Annotated in this window: 20 protein-coding genes; 16 read left to right on the top strand and 4 right to left on the bottom strand. The window is 65.9% G+C overall.

Annotated features, from left to right (window positions below; translation table 11 throughout):
• Nucleotides 1-2,403: a glycoside hydrolase family 15 protein gene (locus VFW04_16805; protein ID HEX5180993.1), complete on the bottom strand. Its 2,403-nt coding sequence runs from the start codon at nucleotides 2,401-2,403 to the stop codon at nucleotides 1-3.
• A gap of 243 nt (nucleotides 2,404-2,646) precedes the next feature.
• Between VFW04_16805 and VFW04_16800 the strand changes: the two genes are divergently transcribed.
• The 3 genes from VFW04_16800 (at nucleotide 2,647) to VFW04_16790 (ending at nucleotide 8,216) form a co-directional block, all read left to right on the top strand.
• Nucleotides 2,647-3,003 (top strand): hypothetical protein, encoded by a 357-nt coding sequence (locus VFW04_16800; GenBank protein HEX5180992.1) that lies wholly within the window; start codon nucleotides 2,647-2,649, stop codon nucleotides 3,001-3,003.
• A gap of 440 nt (nucleotides 3,004-3,443) precedes the next feature.
• Nucleotides 3,444-6,614: a SusC/RagA family TonB-linked outer membrane protein gene (locus VFW04_16795; protein HEX5180991.1), complete on the top strand. Its 3,171-nt coding sequence runs from the start codon at nucleotides 3,444-3,446 to the stop codon at nucleotides 6,612-6,614.
• Between the two features lie 27 nt (nucleotides 6,615-6,641).
• Nucleotides 6,642-8,216, top strand: a complete 1,575-nt coding sequence (locus VFW04_16790; GenBank protein HEX5180990.1) for a SusD/RagB family nutrient-binding outer membrane lipoprotein — start codon at nucleotides 6,642-6,644, stop codon at nucleotides 8,214-8,216.
• A gap of 60 nt (nucleotides 8,217-8,276) precedes the next feature.
• Here the strand turns inward: VFW04_16790 and VFW04_16785 are convergent, their stop codons facing one another.
• Together VFW04_16785 and VFW04_16780 are read right to left on the bottom strand one after the other, a co-directional pair.
• A complete protein-coding gene (locus tag VFW04_16785; GenBank protein HEX5180989.1) occupies nucleotides 8,277-8,723 on the bottom strand; it encodes a Plug domain-containing protein in 447 nt (148 codons plus the stop codon).
• A gap of 47 nt (nucleotides 8,724-8,770) precedes the next feature.
• Nucleotides 8,771-9,475 (bottom strand): response regulator transcription factor, encoded by a 705-nt coding sequence (locus VFW04_16780; protein ID HEX5180988.1) that lies wholly within the window; start codon nucleotides 9,473-9,475, stop codon nucleotides 8,771-8,773.
• A 299-nt stretch (nucleotides 9,476-9,774) separates the two neighbouring features.
• On the opposite strand from VFW04_16780, the gene VFW04_16775 reads away from it, so the two are divergent.
• The 10 genes from VFW04_16775 (at nucleotide 9,775) to VFW04_16730 (ending at nucleotide 21,330) form a co-directional block, all read left to right on the top strand.
• On the top strand, nucleotides 9,775-13,050 hold the full coding sequence (locus VFW04_16775) for a hypothetical protein (protein HEX5180987.1): 3,276 nt from the start codon (nucleotides 9,775-9,777) through the stop codon (nucleotides 13,048-13,050).
• Between the two features lie 104 nt (nucleotides 13,051-13,154).
• Nucleotides 13,155-13,733 (top strand): hypothetical protein, encoded by a 579-nt coding sequence (locus tag VFW04_16770; protein HEX5180986.1) that lies wholly within the window; start codon nucleotides 13,155-13,157, stop codon nucleotides 13,731-13,733.
• Nucleotides 13,726-14,142 carry a transcriptional regulator gene (locus VFW04_16765; GenBank protein ID HEX5180985.1) on the top strand — a complete coding sequence of 139 codons (417 nt, stop codon included), beginning with the start codon at nucleotides 13,726-13,728 and terminating at the stop codon, nucleotides 14,140-14,142. The genes VFW04_16770 and VFW04_16765 overlap by 8 nt, the downstream gene beginning before the upstream one ends.
• A 38-nt stretch (nucleotides 14,143-14,180) precedes the next feature.
• Nucleotides 14,181-14,921 carry a di-trans,poly-cis-decaprenylcistransferase gene (locus VFW04_16760; protein HEX5180984.1) on the top strand — a complete coding sequence of 247 codons (741 nt, stop codon included), beginning with the start codon at nucleotides 14,181-14,183 and terminating at the stop codon, nucleotides 14,919-14,921.
• A gap of 43 nt (nucleotides 14,922-14,964) precedes the next feature.
• The gene (locus tag VFW04_16755) at nucleotides 14,965-16,512 is read left to right on the top strand and encodes a DUF4173 domain-containing protein (GenBank protein HEX5180983.1); all 1,548 of its coding nucleotides are present in this window, start codon (nucleotides 14,965-14,967) and stop codon (nucleotides 16,510-16,512) included.
• Between the two features lie 260 nt (nucleotides 16,513-16,772).
• Entirely contained in the window at nucleotides 16,773-17,555 is a 783-nt protein-coding gene (locus VFW04_16750) for a hypothetical protein (GenBank protein ID HEX5180982.1), read from the top strand.
• Between the two features lie 4 nt (nucleotides 17,556-17,559).
• Nucleotides 17,560-18,348, top strand: coding sequence for a hydrogen peroxide-dependent heme synthase (gene hemQ, locus VFW04_16745; GenBank protein ID HEX5180981.1), 789 nt, complete (start codon nucleotides 17,560-17,562; stop codon nucleotides 18,346-18,348).
• Nucleotides 18,349-18,354: 6 nt separating this feature from the next.
• The gene (locus VFW04_16740) at nucleotides 18,355-19,344 is read left to right on the top strand and encodes a lipoate--protein ligase (protein HEX5180980.1); all 990 of its coding nucleotides are present in this window, start codon (nucleotides 18,355-18,357) and stop codon (nucleotides 19,342-19,344) included.
• Nucleotides 19,345-19,887: 543 nt separating this feature from the next.
• Entirely contained in the window at nucleotides 19,888-20,550 is a 663-nt protein-coding gene (locus VFW04_16735; protein ID HEX5180979.1) for a hypothetical protein, read from the top strand.
• Between the two features lie 243 nt (nucleotides 20,551-20,793).
• Complete coding sequence (locus VFW04_16730; GenBank protein HEX5180978.1) at nucleotides 20,794-21,330, top strand: hypothetical protein; 537 nt, start codon at nucleotides 20,794-20,796, stop codon at nucleotides 21,328-21,330.
• Nucleotides 21,331-21,523: 193 nt separating this feature from the next.
• Here the strand turns inward: VFW04_16730 and VFW04_16725 are convergent, their stop codons facing one another.
• Nucleotides 21,524-21,922, bottom strand: coding sequence for a hypothetical protein (locus VFW04_16725; GenBank protein ID HEX5180977.1), 399 nt, complete (start codon nucleotides 21,920-21,922; stop codon nucleotides 21,524-21,526).
• A 284-nt stretch (nucleotides 21,923-22,206) separates the two neighbouring features.
• Here VFW04_16725 and VFW04_16720 point away from each other — a divergent pair, with 284 nt between their 5' ends.
• From VFW04_16720 to VFW04_16710, 3 genes are all read left to right on the top strand, one after another.
• Nucleotides 22,207-22,860 (top strand): hypothetical protein, encoded by a 654-nt coding sequence (locus tag VFW04_16720; GenBank protein ID HEX5180976.1) that lies wholly within the window; start codon nucleotides 22,207-22,209, stop codon nucleotides 22,858-22,860.
• 210 nt (nucleotides 22,861-23,070) lie between these two features.
• Nucleotides 23,071-23,685: a hypothetical protein gene (locus VFW04_16715; GenBank protein HEX5180975.1), complete on the top strand. Its 615-nt coding sequence runs from the start codon at nucleotides 23,071-23,073 to the stop codon at nucleotides 23,683-23,685.
• Between the two features lie 48 nt (nucleotides 23,686-23,733).
• Nucleotides 23,734-23,871: a hypothetical protein gene (locus VFW04_16710; protein HEX5180974.1), complete on the top strand. Its 138-nt coding sequence runs from the start codon at nucleotides 23,734-23,736 to the stop codon at nucleotides 23,869-23,871.
• Nucleotides 23,872-23,884 lie beyond the last annotated feature (13 nt).

Below are 23,884 nucleotides of genomic sequence, written 5' to 3'. Positions count from 1 at the left end.
TTACCCCTCCACAACGACAGTGTAGTCTACGCCTTCCCAGCGCTGCTCGGCCGGCCAGAAAAGCGTGAACACCACCTCGTCGTCGATACCGAGACGTTCGGTGGGCAGGTCGGCGACGAAGACGCCGAGTCCCGTCGCCTGCGTCGGCGTGTCAGTCGTGGTGCGCCAACCGTCGGCGCTCCAGTGAACCATCGCTGGAGCGAGCACTTCGATGCGCAGTGTTCTGCCCTGCGGCATGCGCCGTCGCTTGAGGTTGAATCGCCACGCCGCGAATTGCGATGGCGTGCGCTGCAAGACGTAGCGTTGCGCGGTGAGCGACGGCGTGTCGAACACGCGGCCGTCGGCAATCGAGCGGCAGAGCTTGATGTGTTCGGCGTGCGCCCACACGAGCGGCATGGCTGAGCCTGCGGGACGCCCGTTGAAGAGCTCGAGGTCGGGAATGTCCGGCGCGTCCCAGACCTGCTCGGGAATCATCCCGGTGTTGCTCGCGGACTTCTCCATGATGCGCAGCAGATCGAGCGCACGCTCTGGGCGGCCGGCGGCGAGCTCGTAATGTGCGCGTTCGCCGGTGAGCAACGGCCAGCAGCGTCCGATGCCGCCGCCGTTGTACGGCGACCCATCGTCGTATTCGCCATAGCGGTCGCCCGTGTAGCGGCGCCATCCCGGACCGTAGGGCAGTTCGCGCTTGAGCACCGCGTCGATCGCGCGGACGGTGTTGACGATGCGCGGGTCGTCGGCGGCGCGGAGCCCGAATCTGACTAACGCCAGCGCGTCCGGGCTCACCACCATGCTCGACTCGGCGTCGATGTCGGGCAGGGTCATCTTGATGGGGACGAAGCCCTGCCTGGGCGACGCGGCCGTCTCGGCGGCGACCGGCGCGATGCGCACGTAATAGCCTTCGATGCCTAACTTGCGCGCCAGCTCGGTGTCGGCGGCATACGTCCAGCGCTCGATGTCGTCGTTCCATCCATCGGCCGTCTCGCGCAAATAGCGCGCGACCGCCATCTCGCCGTGCTGCTCGGCCAGCTGCGCCGCGGCGAGGAGCGCCGCGATTTCCACGGCCAGCGTGAACGGCGACAGGCCGGCGTTCTCCTCCCACCGGTCCTGCGGCGTGCCCGGCCCGCAGCGCGCGATGAAGGCCGCCGCACGCCTAACGATCGGCCACACGCGCTCGAGGTCGTCCAGCGACAGCTCGTCCTCGCGCTGCAGGAGATCGACGAGCAGGATCGGGAACGCTGCTTCGTCCAACTGGACGCCGTTCCAGTAGGGCACACCGTCGAGCCACATGTTCTGCGCCCAGTGCCCGTCGGCTTCCTGCGTGGCCGCCAGATAGTTGAGCACGCGGTGCGCGTCCTGCGTCGCGCCGGCGGCGAGCAGTCCGCCGGCCGCCTCGACGAGATCGCGCGGCCACACGAGGTGGTAGCCGCCGAGATCGTTGTCGCCCTTGGCGAACCCCCACGGGATCGACAAACTCGCGATGATCGCCGACGCGAATCGCTTGGACTCATGGACGCGCAGGGCCGCGGAGCTGACGCCGCGCACCTTGGGATCGCCCGGCATGCCCGGCTTGTTGGTCACGAGCGCATGCTGCCACTGCTGCCAGCCGTGCGCGTACGCCGCGTGTGCCCGCTCGAATCCGTGATAGATGGCCGAGCGCGCGGCGAATGCGGCCTTGGCCTCGTCGCGGCCGAAGCCTAACGCGAGCAGGAACTCGCCGTCGCATGCGGCAATGTCGATCTCGCCCGTGAGCGCCACGTTGCCCGAGTCGGCCACGTCGTAGCGCCACGTGAGCTTCTTGTGCGCCTCGAGGTCCTGCCAGCCGTCGGACACACCCACGAAGCCGACGCTGCGCGCGAGCCACGGCGCGTTGCACGCCAACGCGAGTGCGTAGTCGGCGCGGCGTGCGAACAACATCGGCATGCCCTTGTAGTCGTCCAGCCAGGCGATGTTCTCTGCGCCGCGGCAGCCGAGGTGCGGCGAGAGCAGCACGTAGAGGTGGTAGTCGCTGAGCGAGCCGCGCTGGACAATGAATTTCGTTTGCTGGAGCACCGCGTCGTGCCGGACTGATGCCACCACGTGCTTGTCGATGCGATACCGGAGGTGTTCGCACGTATTGCGCAGCCGGAATCCGGGCACGCCGGGCGCGATGTGCGCGATCTCGTGCGACGCGTGGCGTTTCTCTTCGGAGAAGAACTCTTCGCCGTCGGTGACGAGCATGCCCATGTCGCGCGTGCACGGCATGTCGACATCGGGGAAATAGATCTCGTTGAAGATGCCGTGGCTGAGCGTGAACCAGACGTGGCTCGAGCCGGAGATCGCCGAGCCGACGCCGGACTTGGCGCTCGATGTCCACCGCGGTTCGATGCCGGGCGCGCCGGGCGCCATGCGTCGATTGTCGGTCATCACAATGGGGTGAGAAGAGGAGAGCTCGTCGCACGGGCGATGGACTCCAGCCCGCGCCATTCTCTCATCGGAATGTACGCGCCGCGCGTGAGGCGTGCACTGCCCGATGGAAGGTCGCGAGTGCGATTTCGCGGGAGTAGAGACCTGCATCGGAGACCCGCGAATGGCCCGCCTCTTGATCTAGCTGAGCGTGTCGGGAAGATTCGTCGCGTCGGCGGGTATCCGTCTCGGGAGGAGCGATCCATGAAGCGCTTCGCGGTCGCGCTCGCTTTGAGCGCAGTGGCGGCTGTGTCGGTGGCGGGCTTGGGAGCCTGCGCACATCATCGGCCATCCGAAGACGCCCGGGGCGCACCGGCATATCTCACGGTCCGCAATCAACTGCCGTTGGGCTATCAGCTCTATGTGACCGACGGCAGTCAGAATCTCGACGTCGGTACGATCTCACCGCTCCAGACGGTCGAGATCCGGGTGCCGCGGCGCGTCGTGTACCCGGGCGCGCGTCTGGCGCTCGTGGCGGTGCCATCCGTGAGCGGCCGTACGCAGCGCATCCGGTTCGTCATCAGCCCCGGTGCGACCGAGCAAATCATCCTCGGCCGTTAGGCCGAAGCGGCGCCGCTCGGCCCGGGCGTCCCTCGGCGCTCAGCCGTTAGGCGGGGTGGTTCGCGCCACACCCGGGCTCTGGCGCGACGACCGACCACGATCGGGTCGCTAAGCGGCGAGCCTAATTCGCGTGCGCGCTGCCTCAGCTTCCCGCCTCATCACATTTTCCTGACATCATGCCGAGCTCGTCTGGTTACGCCGACCAGCGACGTGCTAACGCAAGGCCGAGCTCGGCTCCCATTTGTCAAGAATCGGTCAAGCCTCTGTGAATCCTGCCCGCCGCGCGCTGTCTGCGCTGTGACCCCGCTTCATCATACCTGCCGGCACACGGCGCGATGCGTCACCGCGCCTAACGTGACATCGGCGGTTCCGAAGAATGCGTTCCCCACGCCGCCGATGCCGTTCACCTACCACGGACGCGACGCGCACAGGAGGAAGGCATGGACCGAGGACTTCGTCAAGCATCGCGACTCGCACTCGCGCTCGTTCTGGCGCCCGCCGTGCTCGCGGCCCAGGACGTCGTGCAAGGCCACGTTCGCGGCGAGGGCGGAACCCCGCTGGCCAACGCCACCGTCGTCATCCAGGGCACGAGGCTGGGCACCATCGCTGGTGACGACGGCCAGTTTCACATCAACCTGCCCAGCGGTGAGGTCGGCCAAACGGTCACCATCGCCGCACGCCTCATCGGCTATCGCGAGCACGCCACGAGTGTGAAGCTCTCTGCAGGCACCAACGTCGTGGACTTCACGCTCGAAGCGGCGCCGGTCCAGCTGCAGGGAATGGTGGTCGTCGCCGAGGGACAGGAGAAGCAGAAGAGCCAACTCGGCACCTCCACGCAATCGGTGAGTGCCGACCAATTGAACACCGCCCACACGGACAACTTCCTCAATCAGTTGGGCGCCAAGGTCTCCGGTGTCGAGATCACCTCGCCGGGCACGCAGGGCGGCTCGGTCGACATCCGCATTCGTGGGTCGAACTCGATCACCGGTGATAACAATCCGCTATTCGTCGTCGATGGAATTCCGATTCGGAATCGGAACCGCGGCAGTTATTTCAATCAAGGCGGTGCGGACGCCAATGGCGGATGGGACTACGGCAGTACGATCAGCGACATCAATCAGGACGACATCGCGTCGATCACCGTTTTGAAGGGACCGAATGCGGCAGCGTTGTACGGCGCCGAGGCGGCCAACGGCGCCGTCATCATCACGACCAAGCACGGCGCCAACAGCGACGGTAAGATTGAAACGCGCCTGACGACGAGCTACTCGTTTGACAAAGTCGGCATTCTCCCCGACTTCCAAAACGAGTACGGACAGGGCTCCGCCGGGCAGTTCAGCTACTATGACGGAGAGGGCCACGGCATCGCGGACGGAGATGACCAGAGCTACGGTCCACGGCTCAATGGCCAGCCCATCGATCAGTTCACCGGGCCGGGCCAGCCGTGGATCGCGCATCCGAATAACGTCGCCTCGTTCTTCAACACCGGCGGCACCACCGACATCGACTTGTCGGTGAGCGGTGGCACCAACGCCGCGAACGCACGCATGGCGGTCGGAGTGCAGAACGTCGACGGCGTCGTGCCGAACAACTTCTTGCACAAGTGGACGAGCTCTCTCGCCGGCAATCTCAAGATCGGCAACAAGCTCACCACGAATGCCAGCCTCGAGTTCCTGCGCAACAATGGACTCAATCGACCCGGCGTCGGCTACAACGCCGGCATTCTCGAAGGGCTCGACGTGTGGTTCGGTCGCCAAGTGGACATGGCGGCGCTCAAGGCCAACTACAACAAGTTCGACGCATTCGGCAATCGCTACAACTGGAACACCAACTATCACAGCAACCCGTACTTCCTGCAGTACGACAATCCGCAGTCCGATACGCGCAACCAGTACATCGGATCGGTGAGCGCGACGTATCAGATCACCGACTGGCTGTCGGCAACGGGGCGCGCGGGCGGCAACATCTTCAACACCACCAACTCCCAGGACATCGCGTCGCAGAATACGAGTTGGGCCGGGGCCGGATTCGCCAAGTTGGGCTATGCGGGCGCATTCACGCTCTACAACGACAACCAGACTGATTACACGACCACGGCGCTGCTCAATGCCACCAAGCAGCTCACGAGCCGGCTGCAGGTCGATGGCCTCCTCGCTGCCGCGGAGAACAAGCAGTCCTTCGCCGACAATCAACAGCAGACGTTAGGCATTTCTGTTCCGGGCATCTACAACGTGAGCAACGCGGCCATCGCGCCGACGCTCGACCAGTACGCCGAAAAGCTGCAGACGAACAGCGTGTTCGGGTCGGCGTCGTTCACGTGGGATCAGTGGTGGACCGTCGAAGGCACGGCGCGCAACGACTGGTCGTCGACGCTGCCGGCGAACAAGAATTCGTATTTCTACCCGTCCGTGAACACCTCGGTCATCCTGACGAACGCGATCCCGTCGCTCAAATCGAACGTGCTCTCCTACGTCAAACTGCGCGGCGCGATCGCCAAGGTCGGCAGCAGCGCGCAGCCCTACTCGCTGGCCACGACGTTCAACGGGCAATCGACGAAATTTGCGGGGCAGCAGCTGTACTCGCTCGCCGATGCACTGGCCAATCCCGATCTGAAGCCGGAAATCACGCGGTCCGACGAAGTCGGCGCCGAGATCGGTCTGTTCGGCGACCGCGCGAGCATCGACATGTCCTACTACGACAAGGCGACGTCGAACCAGATCATCGCGGTGCCGGTATCGCCGACCACCGGCTACCAGGAGAAATGGATCAACGCCGGCAAAATCACGAACAAAGGATTCGAAGCGCTGCTCAACCTTACGCCGGTGCGCACCCACGCCGGCACGTTCGAGTGGAACACGACCTTCAGTTTCGCGATGAATCGCAGCAGGGTCGACGCGCTGTCTCCAGGCATCGAGACGATCGTGCTCGGAAGCTCGTGGGCGTTGAACGTCGAAGCACGAAAGGGTCAACCCTACGGCGCACTGTACGGATACACCGAGCTGCGTGACAGTGCCACCGGGCAACTGCTGCTTTCTGGCGGCCTGCCGCAGATCGGGCCGCAAAAGGTACTGGGTACGGTGCAGCCCGACTGGACCGGCGGGTGGAACAACGAATTCCGCATCAAGAACGTGACGCTCTCCGCCTTACTCGACATCCATGAGGGCGGATCGATCTTCAGCGTCACGAACTTTTTCGGCGTGGAAACCGGCGTGCTCGCCTCGACCCTGCACGGCCGCGAAAAGGACTGGAACGATCCTGGGCTGGTGATCAAGGGCATCGACCAAGCCACGGGACAGCCTAACACGACGGTCGTCACGACCGAGGAATACGAGCAGAGTTTGTTCGAGATTCACCAGCCGTTCGTGTACAAGGACAGCTACATCAAGCTCCGCGAGGTGCGTGCTGGCATCGATGTGCCGCGCTCGCTGACCGGCATGATGCACGTATCGCAACTGAACATCGCCGTCTTCGGCCGCAACCTCTGGACCGATACCAAAGTGCCGAACATCGATCCGGAGTTTGCCATGCAGGCCGGCAATTTCCAGGGTGTTGAATTCGCCGCGCTGCCTAACGTGAAGTCGATCGGTATCTCGCTCCAGGTCACGCCCTAACCACCACGAATCGGAGAGACACGCATCATGAAAACGCACATCGTCTCGCTCGTGGGTGGCCTCGCACTGGCGGTTGGTACGCTGGCCTGCGATAACAGCAGCTTGCCCACGATCAACACAAACCCGAACAACCCGATCGACGCACCAGCGGGTCCCGTGTTCACGAATGCCGTCGTCACCGGGGCACACTGGGTGGGGAACGGACGCGATCTCCGCTCGACGGAGTGGATCACCCAGCATCTCGCGGAAGCACAATACCCGCAGGAAGACCAGTACTCCCGCTTGCAGGGGCCGGACACCTACACGTGGTTTGACGCCGCCTACTATCAGGAGCTTCAAGATCTCCGCAAGGTGATCCAGAAAGGAGAAGCCGAGCAGAATCCAAAGATCTGGGGACCGGCGACGGTCATGCAGATCTGGGTCTTCGAGTACATGACCGACCTCTGGGGAGACATCCCGTACTCGCAAGCGCTCGGTCTCGACTCCATCGGCGGCACGCTCACGCCCGCCTACGACAAACAACAGGACATCTATGCATCGTTCTTTACGCGCCTTACGGCGGCTGTCCAGGCCATGGAAACGCCGAGCGATTCCTCGAGCCTCGGGACGGCGGACCCGTTGTACGGTGGAGATGTCACGAAATGGGTGAAGTTCGCAAACTCACTTCGCATGCGGCTGGCGATGCGGATCGTGAACGTCGATCCGGCCGACGCCAACACGCAGCTCGCGGCGGCGCTCGCTGATCCGGGCGGCGTCTTCACGAGCAACAACGACAACGCACAAATCTCGTGGCCCGGCGATGGTCAGTTCGACAATCCGTGGGCAGACAACTTCGAGACCCGCGACGACCACCGGATGTCGCAGACGCTCATGAACGCGATGTTGGCGAACGACGATCCGCGCATTCCCATCTATGCGCAGCCGGTCCAGGATTCGTCGCTCTTCCCCGGCGGCTACGGCGGGATGCCTAACGGTCTGTCGCAGGCGGCGGCGGGCGCGTATCTCAATACGGCGTCGCGCCCGGGCGTCATCTTCTATCCTGGGGCCACCTCCTATGGCACCTACGGCGACGGCTCCGGCCTCAAGTATCCGTCGAAGCTGATGACGTACGCCGAGGTGATGTTCATCGAGGCCGAAGCCGCCGAACGAAGCATGGGTGGACTGACCCCTGCGCAGGCGGCGACTGACTACTACGCCGCCATCCAGGCATCGATGGATCAGTGGGGTGTCACCGACCAGGCGGCGGTCGTGACGTTCCTCGGCAAACCAGGCGTGGCGTATACGCCGGGCACGCCGGGCCTCGATGAAATTGCCGTACAGAAGTGGATCGCACTCTACGGTGACGGCACGCAAGCCTGGGCTGAATGGCGCCGCACCTGTCAGCCAGTGACGCTGCACGCGGGCCCAGCGGCGATCGTCAACTTCATTCCCCGACGCTTCGAATATTCACAGACGGAATACACGACAAACGCCGCCAATGTGCAGGCTGCATTGACGGACATGGGCGGCCCGGATGACTTTGCGACGCGAATGTGGTGGGACTCGAATCCGACCGCAGCGCCGACGCATACGTCCAGCTGCAACGAGCCGACCGGCCCGTGAAGCGCGCCTCACGCTCGTGAAGGATCGGAAGCCCCCCGCGATCATCGCGGGGGGCTTCTGTTAGTCCACCGTGCGAAGAAAGATCAGGATCACGCCGTAGGGATCGCTCAGATAGCCTCGTGGCTCACCGGACGGATAGATCTCTACGCGATCGATGTCCAGGGCGTTCACCATGTCGAGGATGCACGTGTTCGTGGCACGCTGCCCGTCCACGTAGATCGCGGGATTCGATGGGGTGACGATCGTGGCGCGGCCGCGGAGATACACGTCCGGGCAAGGCTGATCGTCCACGATCTGAACTGAAGGAATGCGCGCCTTCAGGAGCGTCAGCAACGACCGGCTCTGCTGACTCAGGATGTTGCCGCTCAAAATGATCGCGTCGCCGGCGCTCTGCACATCAGACCGCGCAGGCCCGGCGCGCGTCTTCGGCGGCGCGTGGCCCGCGCAGGCGAACGCCAGAGCCGTCGCGGCGAAGACCGCCGCGCTGCAGCACACCGAGCCTCGCATTCGACCCCCCAGGCGTCATCGCCTAACGACGGGAAACCAACGGGCATTCAGGCCTGCAGGCGGTACCCGGTCTTGCGCACCGTCAAAATATGCCGGGGGACCGCGGGATCGCGCTCGAGTTTCCCGCGCAGATTCGCCACGTGGGTGTCGAGCGTGCGACTCACCACGTCCGACTCGTAGCCCCACACTTCCTTGAGCAGCTCCACACGCGCGGCCGCTGCTCCGTCGCGCCGAATGAGCGCCAGCAACAACTCCAACTCGAGGGGAGCCAACTGCACCGGCGAGCCGGAACGCCGCACCTCGCGCGTCGCGGCGTTCACCTCGACGTCGCCAAAACGGAAGGTCACGCGGAAGGTCTGGGCGCTGTGCTGACTCGGCCGCCGCGCGCGGGTGCGCTCGATGAGTCGATCCACGCGCGCCAGGAGCTCGGGCGCCCCGATTGGGCACACCGCCTCCTGGTCGGCGCCTAACCGAAACGCCTGGACTCGATCCGCCTCGCGCCACTCCGTGCTCAACGCGAGCACGGGAACCTCGTCGCGTTCGTCCCGCAGATCGCGAAGGAACTGAAAGCCCGACGTGCGCGGAAGGGCCAGATCGACCACCACCAGATCCGCGCGCGGAAACGAGCGCACGCGATCCATAGCGGTTTCGACACTGGCGGCTGCCTCGACGAGGTGCCCTCCGGTCTCCAACGTCCTCACGAGCCAATCGGATGCTGTCCGATCTTCTTCGATCACGAGCACCATCGTCATGCCGCCACCTCGCGCAACGTACTCAGCCTCCATGCGTACGTGCTGTCCGCCAATCCTCACCGGGCCTTCGCCACACCAATGGCGATGTTCACCAGTCGCCGGTGGAACGTCACCAAGATAATCTTATGGCAGAATTTCGCGAGCACTCCGCCATGGGTGCGATGACATTCCTATGACATTGCAGAGCCCGTCAACGGCCGGCGGCGGGCGTGCGGTGTGGCCGTCGGTTGCGCAAGCCGGTACCTTCTCCCGGCCAAGCTCACTCAAACGGCGCGCCTCGCGCCACTAACTGCCACGACATGACACGTCCGGCCATTTCGCGTTGGGTTCCAGCGTTCCTCGCCGCCGTGATTGCGGCCACGCCCGCGGCGATCACCGCACAAGCCAAGCAGAACACAGACACGTCCACCGCTCCCGCGGCACAGCCCGCCAAAGGCAAAGCTCCGCGCAAAGCCGCCGCCGATACGTCGGCCGACACCACCGCATCCACCGCGAGCATCGATTCGCTCTCGTGGCTCGGCATCCGAAACATCGGCCCAACCGTGGCCGGCGGCCGCGTTGCCGCCGTCGTCGGCGTCCCAGGGCAGCCCAACGTCTACTACGTCGGTCCGAGCGGCGGCGGCGTGTTCAAGACCACCGACGGCGGCATCTCCTGGAAGGCGGTGTTCGAGAAGCAGCCCGAGGCGTCCATCGGCGCCATCGCCCTCGCGCCTAACAATCCGAACATCGTCTGGGTGGGCACCGGCGAGGGCAACATCCGCAACGATGTGCTCGATGGACACGGCGTCTATCTGTCAACCGATGCGGGGCAGAGCTGGCACTTCATGGGCCTCAAGGACGCCGGCCAGATCTCCCGCATCGTGATCGACCCCACCAACAGCGACCGCGTCTTCGTGGCCGCCATCGGGAACGCGTGGAAGCCTAACGCAGAGCGCGGCGTCTTCCGGACGACCGATGGCGGACGTACCTGGAAGAAGGTCCTGTTCGTCAACGACACCACGGGCACCTCCGACCTGGTGATGGAACCCGGCAATCCGAGCGTGCTCTTCGCCGGCATGTGGCAGGTGCGGCGCTTCCCGTGGAACCTCGAAAACGGCGGGAAGGGGAGCGGGCTCTGGCGTTCCACCGACGGCGGCGACACCTGGACGCGGCTGCACGAGGGCCTCCCCGACGGGCCCTACGGACGCATCGCGTTAGGCACCTCGAAATCGGATCCGACGCACGTCTACGCGCTCGTCGAGGCCAAGTCCGGGCTCCTCTGGGAGACGCACGACCTGGGCGACCACTGGTCGTCGGTGAGCGGCAACCACGCCCTCGACGTGCGGCCGTTCTACTTCTCGCGCATCGACGTCTCGCCCACCGACGACCGCCGCGTGTACTTCTCGTCGTTCCAGCTCATGGAGAGCCGCGACGGCGGGCACACCGCGCACGAGATCGATGGCAACGTCGTGCACCCGGATCACCACGCACTGTGGATCGATCCCACCGACGGCAACCGCATGATCCAGGGCAACGACGGCGGCGTGTACGTCAGCCACGACGCCGGCGCCAGTTGGCGCTACCTCAACAATCTGCCCATCGGCCAGTTCTACATGGTGGCCGCCGACTCTCGCCAGCCGTTCCGGTTGTGCGGCGGGTTGCAAGACAACAACGCGTGGTGCGGGCCGTCGAGCAATCAGGTCGAAGGCGACGGCAGCGGGGCGGCGTGGTACACCGTGACCGGCGGCGATGGCGAGTACGCCGTGCCGGCGCCCAGCGATTCGAACATCATTTACGTCGACTCGCAGAACGGGTTCGTGACGCGCCTCGACCTCAAGACCGGCGTGTCGCGGCTCATCCGGCCGTACATCCCGGGCGTCGAGATGCAGGCGCCATCCAGCCTCAAGTATCGCTTCAACTGGACATCGCCCATCGCCGTCTCGGCGACTAACGCGGACGAAGTGTTCCTGGGCGGCAACGTGCTCTTCAAGAGCACCGACGGCGGCGCCCACTGGGCCGAGATCAGCCCCGACGTCACGCGCAACGAGAAGAGCCGCCAGGTGACGAGCGGCGGGAACGTCGAGTACGACATTTCCGGCGCCGAGACGTACAACACGATTCTCGCCATCACGATCGCGCCGACCGACACGAACGTCATCTGGTTAGGCACCGACGACGGCAACGTCCAGGTGACGAAGGACGGCGGCAAGACGTGGACGAACGTGCGGCCCAAGGTGAAGGGACTCCCGGACGAAGGCCGAGTGTACCAGGTGGGCGTGTCGCCGTTCGACCCCGGCACGGCGTACATCACGCTCGACTACCACGAGTTCGGCGACGACACACCGTACGTGTTCAAGACCACGAATTACGGCGCGAGCTGGACGTCCATCTCGCACGGACTGCCCGCGTATCCGGCGCACGTCGTGCGCGAGGATCCGGCGCAGAAGGGATTTCTCCTGTTAGGCACGGACAACGGGCTCTGGTACTCCCGCGACGCCGGCGCGACGTGGAAGACCATGGCGAGCGCGTTCCCGACCGCCGCGGTGTTCGACATTCTCTTCGTGAAGCACACGCGCTCGGTGGCCATCGCGACGCACGGGCGCGGCCTCTTCATGCTCGACGACATCGCCCCGCTCGAAGCGTTGACCCCGCAGGTGGCCTCATCGGCGTTCCACGTGTTCGACGTGTCGCCGGCCACACTCTGGCACGCGAACGAGTACGGCGGGTCGCCGGCATCGGCTTTCCACGCGCCGAGCGCGCCGCGCGCGGCCGTGATCCGGTACTGGCTGAGCAAAAAGCTCGAGCCTAACGCAGTGCAGAAAGCCCGGCACGAGGGCGCGGTGCGCATCGCCATCCTCGATGCGCAGGGCGACACCGTGTTCACCGGGGACGGCGGCGCCAAGGCCGGGATGAACGCGGTCGACTGGCGGTTGGACCACAAGGGCCCGACCAAGCTCGCGATCGCGCCGCCCCCGCCTCCCGGCGCCGGCGAGGACGACGGGTTCCCCGGCCCGGATGTCCTGCCCGGGACCTACACCGCGGTCGTGACGGCCAACGGACAGACGGAGCGGCGCCCGGTGGACGTGCGGTCCGATCCGCACCTGTCGTACGATCTGGCGGCGGCGAAGGAGCAGCTGGCCACGGCAATGGCGTTCCGCGACGAGGTGTCGTCGGCCAACGCGATCCTGAACGGGCTGCACAGCCTGAGGCGCCAGCTGGCCGGCGTCGATTCGACGGCGGTGGCGCTCGCGCCTAACGGAATCGTGTCCGACACGACCGTGATGCATGCCGCCCACGAGCTCGACGACAAGGCGAAAGCGCTGATGGATTCGATGTACAATCCGAAGCTGCAGCGCGAAGCGCCGGAGGATGACATCCACTATCTGCAGGGCTTCTACGATCAGTTGGTGGGCGTGGGCTTCGGCGTACAGTTCGTCTACGATCAGGCACCGAGCGATCCGGTGAAGGCGGAGCTGGCGCGAGTGAAGGCCGACCTCGCGTCGTATCAGTCGAAGTACGACGCGCTGGTGAAGACGGATGTGCCCGCGTTCAACGCGGTGGCGTCGAAGGCCGGGATGCCGGGCGTGAAGCTATAATATAGTAGGGAAACAGATGCCGGCGGTGAACGATGGCCGCCGGCTGTTTCTACTTTATGACACAAAGTACTTGACAGATGAGGGACGCGCCGTATCTTCCAGACATGCCCGTTGCCCTCCACGACCGCGCGATCGATGACCTCCGGTTCATCCGCGAGACGATGGAAAGTGCGTCATCGTTCACGGCCGTGTCCGGGTGGGGCGAGGTGGCGATCGGCGTCACCGCGGTAGCCGCGGGACTCGCCGCCCAGGGGCCGCCGAACACCGGCCGCTGGTTAGGCATCTGGATCGCGGAGGCCGGCCTCTCGATCGTCATCGGCCTCGCGGCGTCGGCCTGGAAAGCGCGGGCGGCCAAGCTGCCGGTGGTGTCGCCGCCGCTCAGGAAGTTCGTGTTCGGGTTCGCGCCGCCGATCGTGGCCGGCGCGATCATCACGGCCGCGGCGTCACGGTTAGGCATCATGGACACGCTGCCCGGACTCTGGCTCGTGCTCTACGGCGCGGGCGTGATGACGGGAGGAACGTTTTCGGTGCGCGCCGTCCCGGTGATGGGCGCGTCGTTCATGCTCCTCGGCGCCGTCGCACTGTTTGCGCCGGCCGCCTGGAGCACGTGGCTGCTCATCGCCGGATTCGGAGTGCTGCACGTGGTCTTCGGTGTGATCATCGCCAGGAGGTACGGTGGCTGATTCCAACACGGCTCGGCATCGCCGGCCCGAGCAGGGCGGGGAGGCGTCGCGCGGCGGTCGTTCGTTAGGCGCCGTGCGCCCCGACGCGCCCGCCGGCTCGGCCGAATCGCGCGTGCTCGACTCGCTCATCCATCACCGCATGCGGTTGGGCATCGTGAGCGCGCTGGCGGCCGAAGAGTCGCTCACGTTCAACGAGCTCAAGGCGCTGCTCCGCACGACGGATGGCAACCTGAGCGTCCATGCGCGCAAGCTCGAGGACGCGCAGTACGTGACCGTCACCAAGCGGTTCGAGGACCGGCGCCCGCGCACGGACTACCGGCTCACCGCGGCCGGCCGCAAGGCGTTGCAGCGGTACCTGGACCACATGGAAGCGCTCATCCGGGCGACGCGCGATACGCTGGAGCGCTGAATTTTTTTTTCTCCATCCACTTTATGCGACCAAGCACTTTGATCACATCCATCCCGCCCGGCCTCCACGTCGCCGTCATCATGGACGGCAACGGTCGGTGGGCCGTCGCCCGCGGACTGCCGCGAGCCGCCGGCCACCGGCGCGGCGCGGAAACCGTCCGCACCATCGTCGAGGCCGCACCGGATTTGGGCATCCGCACGCTCACGCTCTATGCGTTCAGCTCCGACAACTGGCGGCGGCCCGAGCGCGAGGTGAGCGCGCTCATGCGACTGTTCCGCACCTACCTGCGCGCGGAGACCAAGCGCCTCCTGGCCAACGGCGTTAGGCTGACGGTGATCGGCCGGCGCGACCGCCTCGAGATCCCGGTGCGCAGCGCCATCGAGGCGGCCGAAGCCGCGACCGCGGGCGGCACGACGGTGCACTTGCGGCTGGCGATCGATTACTCCTCCCGCGACGCGATCGCCGCGGCCGCGACCCGAGCGGCGCGCGCGTCCGGCGGCTGCTTCACGAGCGAGTCGCTGTCCGCTGCGTTAGGCGAGGCCTACGGCCCCGACGCGTCCGACGTCGACTTGCTGATTCGTACCGGCGGCGAGCGCCGCTTGAGCGACTTCCTGCTCTGGGAGTGCGCCTACGCCGAGCTCTGGTTCAGCGACATCATGTGGCCCGCGTTCTCGGCCGCCGATCTTGCCGGCGCGGTCGCCGACTTTCACCGCCGGGAGCGCCGGTTCGGCGGCCTCGTGGCCCAACCCGTCGAGGCGCCCGCAGCGCGGGCGGTGTGACACGACGATGCCAGCGTCCGCGGTTCCGGAAACGCGTTCTCCCATGCCGTCTGCTGCCGGCCGGCCCGGGCCGACCCCCGGTGTCGCCGCCCTCGCGCGCACCGCATCGATCATCTGGCCGCCGGCCACGCTCGTCGCTGCGTTAGGCACGTGGACGTGCTTCGACGCGACGCCCGGGCTCAACTGGGCGCTCTGGACGTATGCGGCGGCGCTCGGGCTGGCCTGGGTGGTGCATCGCGCGCGCGGGCGCATCGGCCTGCCGGTCGGCGTCGCGCTCGCGGTTGCGTGCGCGCTTGCGTCCTGCATGGCGGTGACCGCCGATTTCGACTTTGCTCCCATCATCATGATGGGCGTTGCCGTGCTGCTCGCCCTCGGCGTCGCGCTCGCCGAAGGGGTGCCGCTCCGATCGATCGGCCCCATCGCGTTTGTCGTGACGCCGGTCGCCGGCGCCGCCCGTTCGATTCGCGAGGCCGCGCTCAGGCTCGCCGAGCTCGCGAGTCTACCCGGATCGGGAAGCGAACGGGCCCAGGCGCGCGTGCGCGGCGTCTTGTTGGCGATTCCGGTGGTCGGCGCGCTCGCACTGCTGCTCTCCGGCGCCGACCCGGTGCTGGCTCGATTGCGCGACGAGCTCATCGCGTTAGGCAAAGACGGCATGCTCGTTCCGCGGCTCGTGTTCTTCCTGGGCCTGGGAGCGCTCACCGTGGGCGCGTACGGGATTTCCATCCGCCGCTCGAGCAACCCGCCCGCGCGGGCCGCCGAATCGCGCCGCGGTCTGGGAGAGACCGAGCGATTCGTCGTGCTCGCATCGGTGGCCGCGCTGTTCGCGCTCTTCCTCGGACTGCAGGTTTCGTACTTCTTCGGCAACGTTGCCGGCTTGGCCGGTAGCGGCGTGACCTACGCCGAATATGCGCGCAAGGGCTTCGGCGAGATCACCGTTGCCGCGACCGTGGCGACCCTCCTGATCGTGTTCCTCGATCACCACGCGGCACGGAGCGACGCCGAAGCGAGAACGCGCGTGGCGGGCCTCGTGCTGATTTTTCTCGTGCAGCTCCTGCTCGACTCCGCGTACCATCGCGTCGTCTTGTACGAATCAGCCTACGGCTACACGGCGGCGCGCTTGTACGCCCGCGTGTACATGATCATCGTGTCGCTCGCGTTGATGGCGCTGGGCATCGAGACCTGGACCTCGATCGACGCGAAGCGGTTGGCGCGCCGGGTCGCGTTGATGGGTGCCGCCGCGGTGATCGGGCTCTGCCTCTGGAACCACGAGGCCTGGATCGCGCGCAAGAACATCGACGCATACACGGCAACCAGATTCTCCCGACTCGATACCCAGTACCTGTTGGGTCTGTCGCCGAACGCGGTTCCGGAAATTGTGAGCGCCTTGCCGCGGTTGCCCCAAGCGGATCGCGATTCGCTGTATAGCGGTCTCGTGGCCACTTACCGCGGACGCCTGCCGTCCCGCACACACTGGTACGAGTGGAATTTGCGTGCGGCTGCCGCAGCGCGCGCGCTGGGCTCGATCGGCATCACGACTGAGCACGTGCGTCCGAGCGCACCGAAAAAAAAATTGAGTCGCTGGGCGCGGTAGCAGCGTGCGAGCGGCGGCGTGGGAATGATGCTCCGTGCGCCGAAACGTTCGCACGTCTTCCCGCGCGGCATCGGATAATTATCGCCTACAAAGTAGGCAAAAACTCTCCGATGCTCTCGAAAAGACAGTTCGCGTGCGCCACCGGCGCCACCGAAAAATGGGTCGATAACGCGGGCCGCCTTCTGGGCCGCCGGTTCGACCGCACGGAAGGCGAAGCCCGCTGGCTCGGCCTGGTCTTCGAAATGGTGCGCTGTTCCCGCATGAGGATCTCTCGCGCCGCCGCGCTTGCGACCAAAGCGCTGCAGGCGAATTCGGGCGCGATCCCGCTGTCCCGCGACGCCGGCCTGCGCCTCCTGGTCGACCTCGACCGATATCACACCCGCTGCAGCCTACGGCTCTCGGCCGCCATGCTCGACGGGAAGTACCGGCGCGGACCATCGCCGTGGTACGTGCGACACCGAGCGCGAAGCCGGCCCGCCATTCTTTCCCATGCCACCGCAGTGGGCCTCGACACGCGTCTCCTGCGCGGGCTCGCGCTCGCGTCGCCGGCCATCCGGGCCCGAGCGTTAGGCGAAGAGGTCCGCGCGGTCCTGCGAGATCTGGTGATCAGTGGATTGCCCCATGTCGTGATCGGCGACGTCGCTGCCGTCCTGCGCGGCGTACCACGCAATCAGCCCCGCCTCGAAGTTTGCTACGCCGGCGATGGTATCGCGCGCGTCGCAGCGCTTGCCGCACACTGGAACGCGCGGCCCCTTGGGGTTCGGGACGAGTACCCGTTTGTCACCGACGAGCAAATCGTCCACGATGCGCCCGTGCTCGCGCTGGCGATCTACGGCGGTGCCGTCGTCTTTCGTCGCGCCTCGGATGCGGAATTCGCCGCGTTGGCCGCGGGATCCGACATCCTCGAGCTGGGCCATGCGCAACCTCGCGTGCTCCGGTTGGAGTCGCTGGCGTCGGCGTTGCGCGCGAGCCGTCGCCGGGTGCCGCTGCCCGCGATCCTTGAGCTCGAGGCCGCCCAAGTGGTCCTCCGTCGCGTAGATTGAAAGCGTGAATTACGCGCCCGAAACGCTCGAGGGCTGGTACGCCCTTCATCAGATCTACCGGGTGCCGGCGTCGCTGAGCGCGGACGTGGCGGCCCGGGACGGCATGTCGCGCGCGCTGGCCGACTTGGCGTGTCCGGCCGAGGGCGGCTGGACGGCGGCCGCATCGCTCGTTGGCTCGCGCGCCGACGTGATGCTCGTCCACTTCCGGCCGACCCTCGATGACATCGGCCGGGTGCAGCGCCGGTTAGGCAGCGAGGCGGTCGTCGAGCGGTCGAGCCTGGTCTACTCCTTCTTGAGTGTGACCGAGGCGGGGCTCTACCACCTGTCGGCCCGCCTGGCCAAGGAAGCAGAAGAGCGGGGCGGTGCGGTGGGCGACGACGCGTACCGCGACGCTCTCGCCCAACGATCGGCAGCCGAACTTGCGACTGCACACGTGCGGCGGCGGCTGTATCCACAACGCATGCCCGAGATGCCGTACGTCTGCTTCTATCCCATGTCGAAACGCAGGCAGCCGGGTCAGAATTGGTACGAGCTATCGCTCGAGGAGCGCAGCCGGCTCATGACGGCACACGGGATGGTCGGGCGCCGGTACGCGGGCCGGGTGGTGCAGGTCATCACGGGCGCGATCGGCCTCGACGCGTGGGAGTGGGGCGTCACGCTGTTTGCGCGCGACCCGCTCGACTTCAAGAAGCTCGTCACCGACATGCGCTTCGACGAGACGTCCGCGCGCTACGCGGAGTTCGGCGAGTTTTTCGTCGGCCGGTTGACCGCCGACGGCGAGTGGCCCGCCTAACGACGCATGCGGTTTCTCGACAACGGCGGCACGACCGATGCGACGCTCAATTTGGCGCTCGAAGAGTACGCGCTGCTCACCCTCGACCTCTCGGACAGCTACCTGCTGTTCTACGTCAATCGGCCGTCGATCATCATCGGCAAGCACCAGAATACCATCGAAGAGATCGACGCCGATTTCGTGGACCAGCACGACATCACGGTGGTGCGCCGCATTTCCGGCGGCGGCGCCGTGTACCACGATCTTGGCAACCTCAGCTTCAGCTTCATCACGCGCTACACCCCGCAGCGATTCAACAACTACGCCGAGTTCACCGGTCCGGTCGTCGAGGCCCTGCGCGAGTTAGGCGTGGCGGCGGAGCGCACCGGCCGGAACGACATCGTCGTGGAAGGGCGCAAGGTATCGGGCAACGCGCAGGTGGTGCGGGGCGACCGCATGTTCAGCCATGGGACGCTGCTGCTCGACTCGAACCTCGACGACGTCACGCGCGCGCTCAAGCCCAAGCCCGGCAAGGTGGAGTCCAAGGGCATTCAGTCGGTGCGGAGCAGGGTCGCGAACATCCGCGAGTTTCTCGGGGCGCCGCTGCCGATGGCCGATTTTCGGGCCGCGCTGCTCGCGCACCTGTTCCCCGGCGGCGGTCCTGTGCCGACCCACGAATTCTCGCCCGACGATCGCGCGCGCGTCGAAGAGCTGGCCAACGCGAAGTACCGGAGCTGGGACTGGAACTACGGCGAGTCGCCGCCCTTCAACCTGCAGCGGACACGTCGCTTTCCGAGCGGGGAAGTCGACATCCGCCTGTTCGTCGACGACGGGTTCATCAAGACGGCGAAATTCTTCGGCGATTTCTTCTCGAGCCGCGAGATCGCCGATCTCGAGCGCTGTCTAACTGGCGTCCGCTATCGCCGCGACGACCTCGCCGCGGCGCTGGGGCGGTGCGAGGCGGGCACCTTCGTGAGCGGCGTTTCCGAGACGGAGCTGCTCTCGCTACTGTATTGACCGGTCGGCCCCTCGGGCAAGGCCACAGTTAGACACGGCGGCGCCTGGCCTTTTGTCCGATCAAATACCCTTCGAAGATTCCGGCCGGGGCCGGGCGCCGCGCTTGCTCGGTGCCGCCTGGTGCGTTGCGCCGTACGTGTTGGGCGCTCGGACTCGCGGTTGCGGCCGGCGCCGCTGCACGCGCTGATTCGCTGTCGACACCGCCGGCACCCGCGTCGAGCGTTCGACGGATGCGTTCTCGCCTCTGCTGGACGACGACAATACGTCGACCGTCGCACTGCCCACACAGTCCGTGTCCGGAATCCGCATCCAGCTCAACACCGTACCACCCGGCTCAGGGAGCGTTAGGCGCGTCGGCCATCCGGTAGGTTGGACCCCCGTGCCGGTTGACCACGTTAGACAGGTGCCGAATAACGCCGATGCCGAAGCGGGGAACCGCCCGCCCGTGCGGCGGATTTCCAAGCTGACTGCTGCGCCGGGTACGACCGTGCGGTAGGACTCGGCGCCCAACGGCTCGGCTCGCCCGCCCTCGGGAGGTGCCCAATGACGACCTATCGTTCGCTCCGGATGCGTTCGACTGTTGTGCTCGCTATCGCCACTCTCGCCTTAGCGGCCTGTTCCAGCGATTCGGTCACCGGACCCACGACGAATCAGAACGCGCAGCTCATTCTTCGATTCGACTCCCTGCATAACGCCACAGCCGATGAAAGCCGATCGAGCGCCATGTTGGACATCGCGCAGATTCTGGCCGAGGGCGCTCCCGTTGCCACCGGAACCGTGATGGTGAACGGCGTCGCCGAGCAATATCACATGACGGCCGAGCTCCAGGTGCTGGATGAGCAGGGCGCTCCCGTGGATTCGCAGTACAGCGTGGCGGCATGGAAAGGCGACGGAACGGACAGCATCGTCGTATTCAACGCGAGCGCGGGATTCGTGGCCGTGCTCGTCGGTACGCCGGCCGGCTCGGGCGAATTCATCGGACAGGGCGCGCCGACGCTTACGTTAGGCGCGCCGGGTGCCGCCTGCGTGTCCTTTCTCTCGGTGACGCCGCCGGACGTCTCGGCGCCCACGCCGGTCACGTGCCAACGTCAGAGCACAACCGTCGCGTTCGACGCCGAATCGGTGGTCGGCAGCACGTTCGCGCTTCCGAGCCAGTCGGTGGCCGGCATCCGGCTCGAGGTGGAAATCCAGCCACCGGCTCCCTGAGTCATCGCCGTTGGGCATCTTGTCCGTTTGCTCGATTCTTCGTTTCGCGCCGCGAAGCGTCGAGTCGTGACGTCGTCGGAGGACAGGTCGTCGCTGGAGGATGCAACGAGTTCGTCTCTCGCCACAGGATGCGATGCGCAGCAGGTGTTCGGTTTACGGGCATCACGCGATTGCTTTGCATACGTCAGCCGCACAAGTCATTGGTTGCGGGCGGTCGCGTCGACATCAGGGCGCTCCACCGCCATGCTGACAGCGCCCAACAGTCGTGGACGACATGCCATCGGATGCATCGTCGCGGCGATCGCTGCGGTGGCGTCTTCGTGTAGCTCGGCGACCGGCCCAACCGTCGCCAGCAACGCGCAACTCATTGCGCGTTTCGCCTTACTCAGCAAGACAGCGCCAGCGGTCCACTCCAACCAGCTGCGTGCCATGGCGGCGCAGCTCGCTACCGGGCGACATATCGGAGGCGGAGTCGCTGTCGTTCCTGTATTGATCCACCGGGTTGCGCTGAGCGGTAACGCCCGCCTAACTTGTCAGACGCCTGCCGCCTCAGAATCCTCAATGCGTACCATCTATTCGATGTGCAACAGCGGCGCGTTCGCGGGCCTTGCCGCCGGGGCTGTGATCGTGGGCTGCTCCGGTGAGTCGGTCACGGCGCCAACCTTGTCGATTTCCATCTCTGCCGCCGCGTCATTGAACGACAACGGCGACCCGCCGGCGTCGTTTGCCATGCCGGCGCAGAGGGCAGCGGGTATTCGCGTCGAGTCCAACTTGCTGTGACCAGGTCCGGCAGACCGGCCGCTTAGCCGTACGGAGAATGCGAATGACACGCATGCATGCGGGCCGCTGGCGTACAGTCGTTGTTAGCGCTGCAACTGTCGCCGTGGCCGCGGCGTGCTCTGATTCTGCCACCGGACCGACCGCGGCCAACAACGCGCAGCTCATTGCGCGCTTTCAGGCGTTGAGCAGGACGTCACAAGCCCTTCACGCGGGCCAGCTCATCAATCTGGCCGACCGGCTCAGTGAAGGGACACCGGTCGGGCATGGAACGCTGGTTGGGAACGCCGTCGGCGCCTAACGGCTGGTGCAGGTCGTTTGTCTCGGTGCTGCCGCCGAGTACATTCATCCCGCCCGAGGTGTCGTGCGCTCGCGAGCGGGTCTCGGCCTTGGCGACCGGGAAATTAACCGACAGCACCGGGGTCAGCGTGAACTTCTCCTTATCCCAGCAAACGCTCGCCGCGATCCGGTACGAATTCAACGAGTCCGCGCTCGAGCAGCTACGTGAGCGCGTGGCCTGTGCCGCCGCGACCGCTACGCCGTCTTGAGCACCGACTAACGACGTCAGCGACTTCTTCGCGTCGCCGAACAGCATGCGCGTGCGGTGACAACTGCCGTGGCCCATTCGTCGACGTCGCCGGGCATCCAACTCATCGGAGAGCGCCGGCTAACGGACGTCTGCGATCGCCACGAGGACATGACACGCGTTTGCCGCGTCGCGCGAGGGGATCGTTTGTGAGCGGCGTGTCAGAATCCGATTTGCTTTCGCTCATCCTTTAGCACGGAGCCCGTCCCCCGCTCTATGGTGGAGGCATGCCGGCGCTCGCGCGCCACTGCCGCGATGCGTTAAGCACAACCACCCCATGAGCGGAGGGTCCCATGTGCATCGTTCGTCTGCTTCGTGGTTGCTGCGCCGCGTCCGTGCTCGCGGCGATCGCCGTCACCGCCGCGTGCTCCAGCGACTCGTCCACTGGTCCGAGCACGTCACAGAACCTGCGCACCCTGTCGCGCTTCGACTCCCTGCGCGGTACCACCGCCGACCCCGAGCGCGCCAACGCGTTCCTGAGCATCGCGCAGATCCTGGCCGAAGGCGCACCACTCGGCACCGGCCTCATCAAGAACGGTAGCGTGACCGGCCGATTCTCGATGGTCGCCGCGCTGGTGGTGGACGACGTCAACGGTCAGCCCGTCGATTCCCAGTACACGGTGATCGGCTACGAGGGTAACGCGCCGGACAGCGTCGTCGTGTTCAACGCAACGAGCACCGCGGTCTTCTCGCTCGTCTCGGATCACGCCGCATCGGTAGGTACGATTGGCGGAACAGTCGCCATCACGCCCGGCGCGCCCGGCACCGCGTGCAAATCGCTACTCGGGCAGGCGCCGCCCGATCTCGATGCGCCCACTCCGATCGGTTGCACGCTCCAAACCGTACAGGCGTCCTTCACGGTGCCGGTGGGCGCCGGCGGCGACAGCATCTCGTTGCCTAACCAACAGGTCGCGGGCATTCGTCTCGAGACGACGGCGACTGACTGACGATTCCGCATCGCGCTTTTGTCCGATCAATTGTGACCGTTCGCCTTACGGGCTAACGACGGGAACCGCGGAAGCGCGCGGCGGGTTTATCGCGTAGCTTCCGCGAACGCCGGAGTGCGGAAGCAGTTCGGATGTCACGAACCCTCGACCACGATCTGGAGCGTAGCCGCGATGCACCGATCACTGTCGCCGCGCCTGTCCCGAGGCCTCTTGGCCGTCGCCGCAGCCACTGCCGTGCTCGCTTGCTCGAGCGAATCAGCGACGGCACCGCCGAGCGCGACGCGAGCCGCCGCGCTCGCACTGCTCGACTCCGCGCGCGCGCATGGGAACGCCGACTACTCCAGCGTCGTCCTCGGGATGCAGCAGGAACTGGTGCTCGGCGCGGAGGTCGGCACCGTTCACTTGACCGTAAATGGAACTGCCGTGACCTATCCGATGATTGCCGCCTATACGGTGCAGGACGTCGGAGGGAGAGGGTTCGACTCCGTCTATCAGGTGTCTGCATGGTCCCGCACGGCGGATACGATCTGGGTGATCGAGGACTATCACGGGCCGCACCTGGGACTGGTCACGAAGGACACCATCTTTGGCGCCTCGCCGGCATCGTTAGTCAGCACGGTGACGCCTTCGAGACCGTCCGGAGCCTGCACCGCCCTTCAGCCGCCGGTCCCGCCGGACGTGGACGTGCCGTTTGGCGTCGATTGCCGGCGCCAGATGGTGATGATGGCCATGTCCGGAGAGCTTACTCTTCCGGGAGCAACCATGGACGTGATCATGCCGCCGCAGGTCGTCGACGGTATCCATCTGATCGCCAAGGCAAACTAGCAATCGTTAGGCGCGTGCGCCTAACTCTGCGCCGCTCCGGAGATTCCCATGACGGTCGTGCGTTCGGTTCAGTTCACGACCCTGCCGGAGCTGGTGGTGCAGGACACGGTGGTCATGCCGTTCCAGCGCATCCGCGACGTGCGCACGGCGTTCGACTCGACCATAAAGCCACTGGCGCAACGTTAGGCGCAGCACGGAG

This window comes from Gemmatimonadaceae bacterium (genome assembly GCA_036273715.1).
GTDB lineage: Bacteria > Gemmatimonadota > Gemmatimonadetes > Gemmatimonadales > Gemmatimonadaceae > JADGGM01.
The sequence above is the reverse complement of the archived record's forward strand: the minus strand, read 5'-3'. Positions and strand labels throughout refer to the sequence as shown.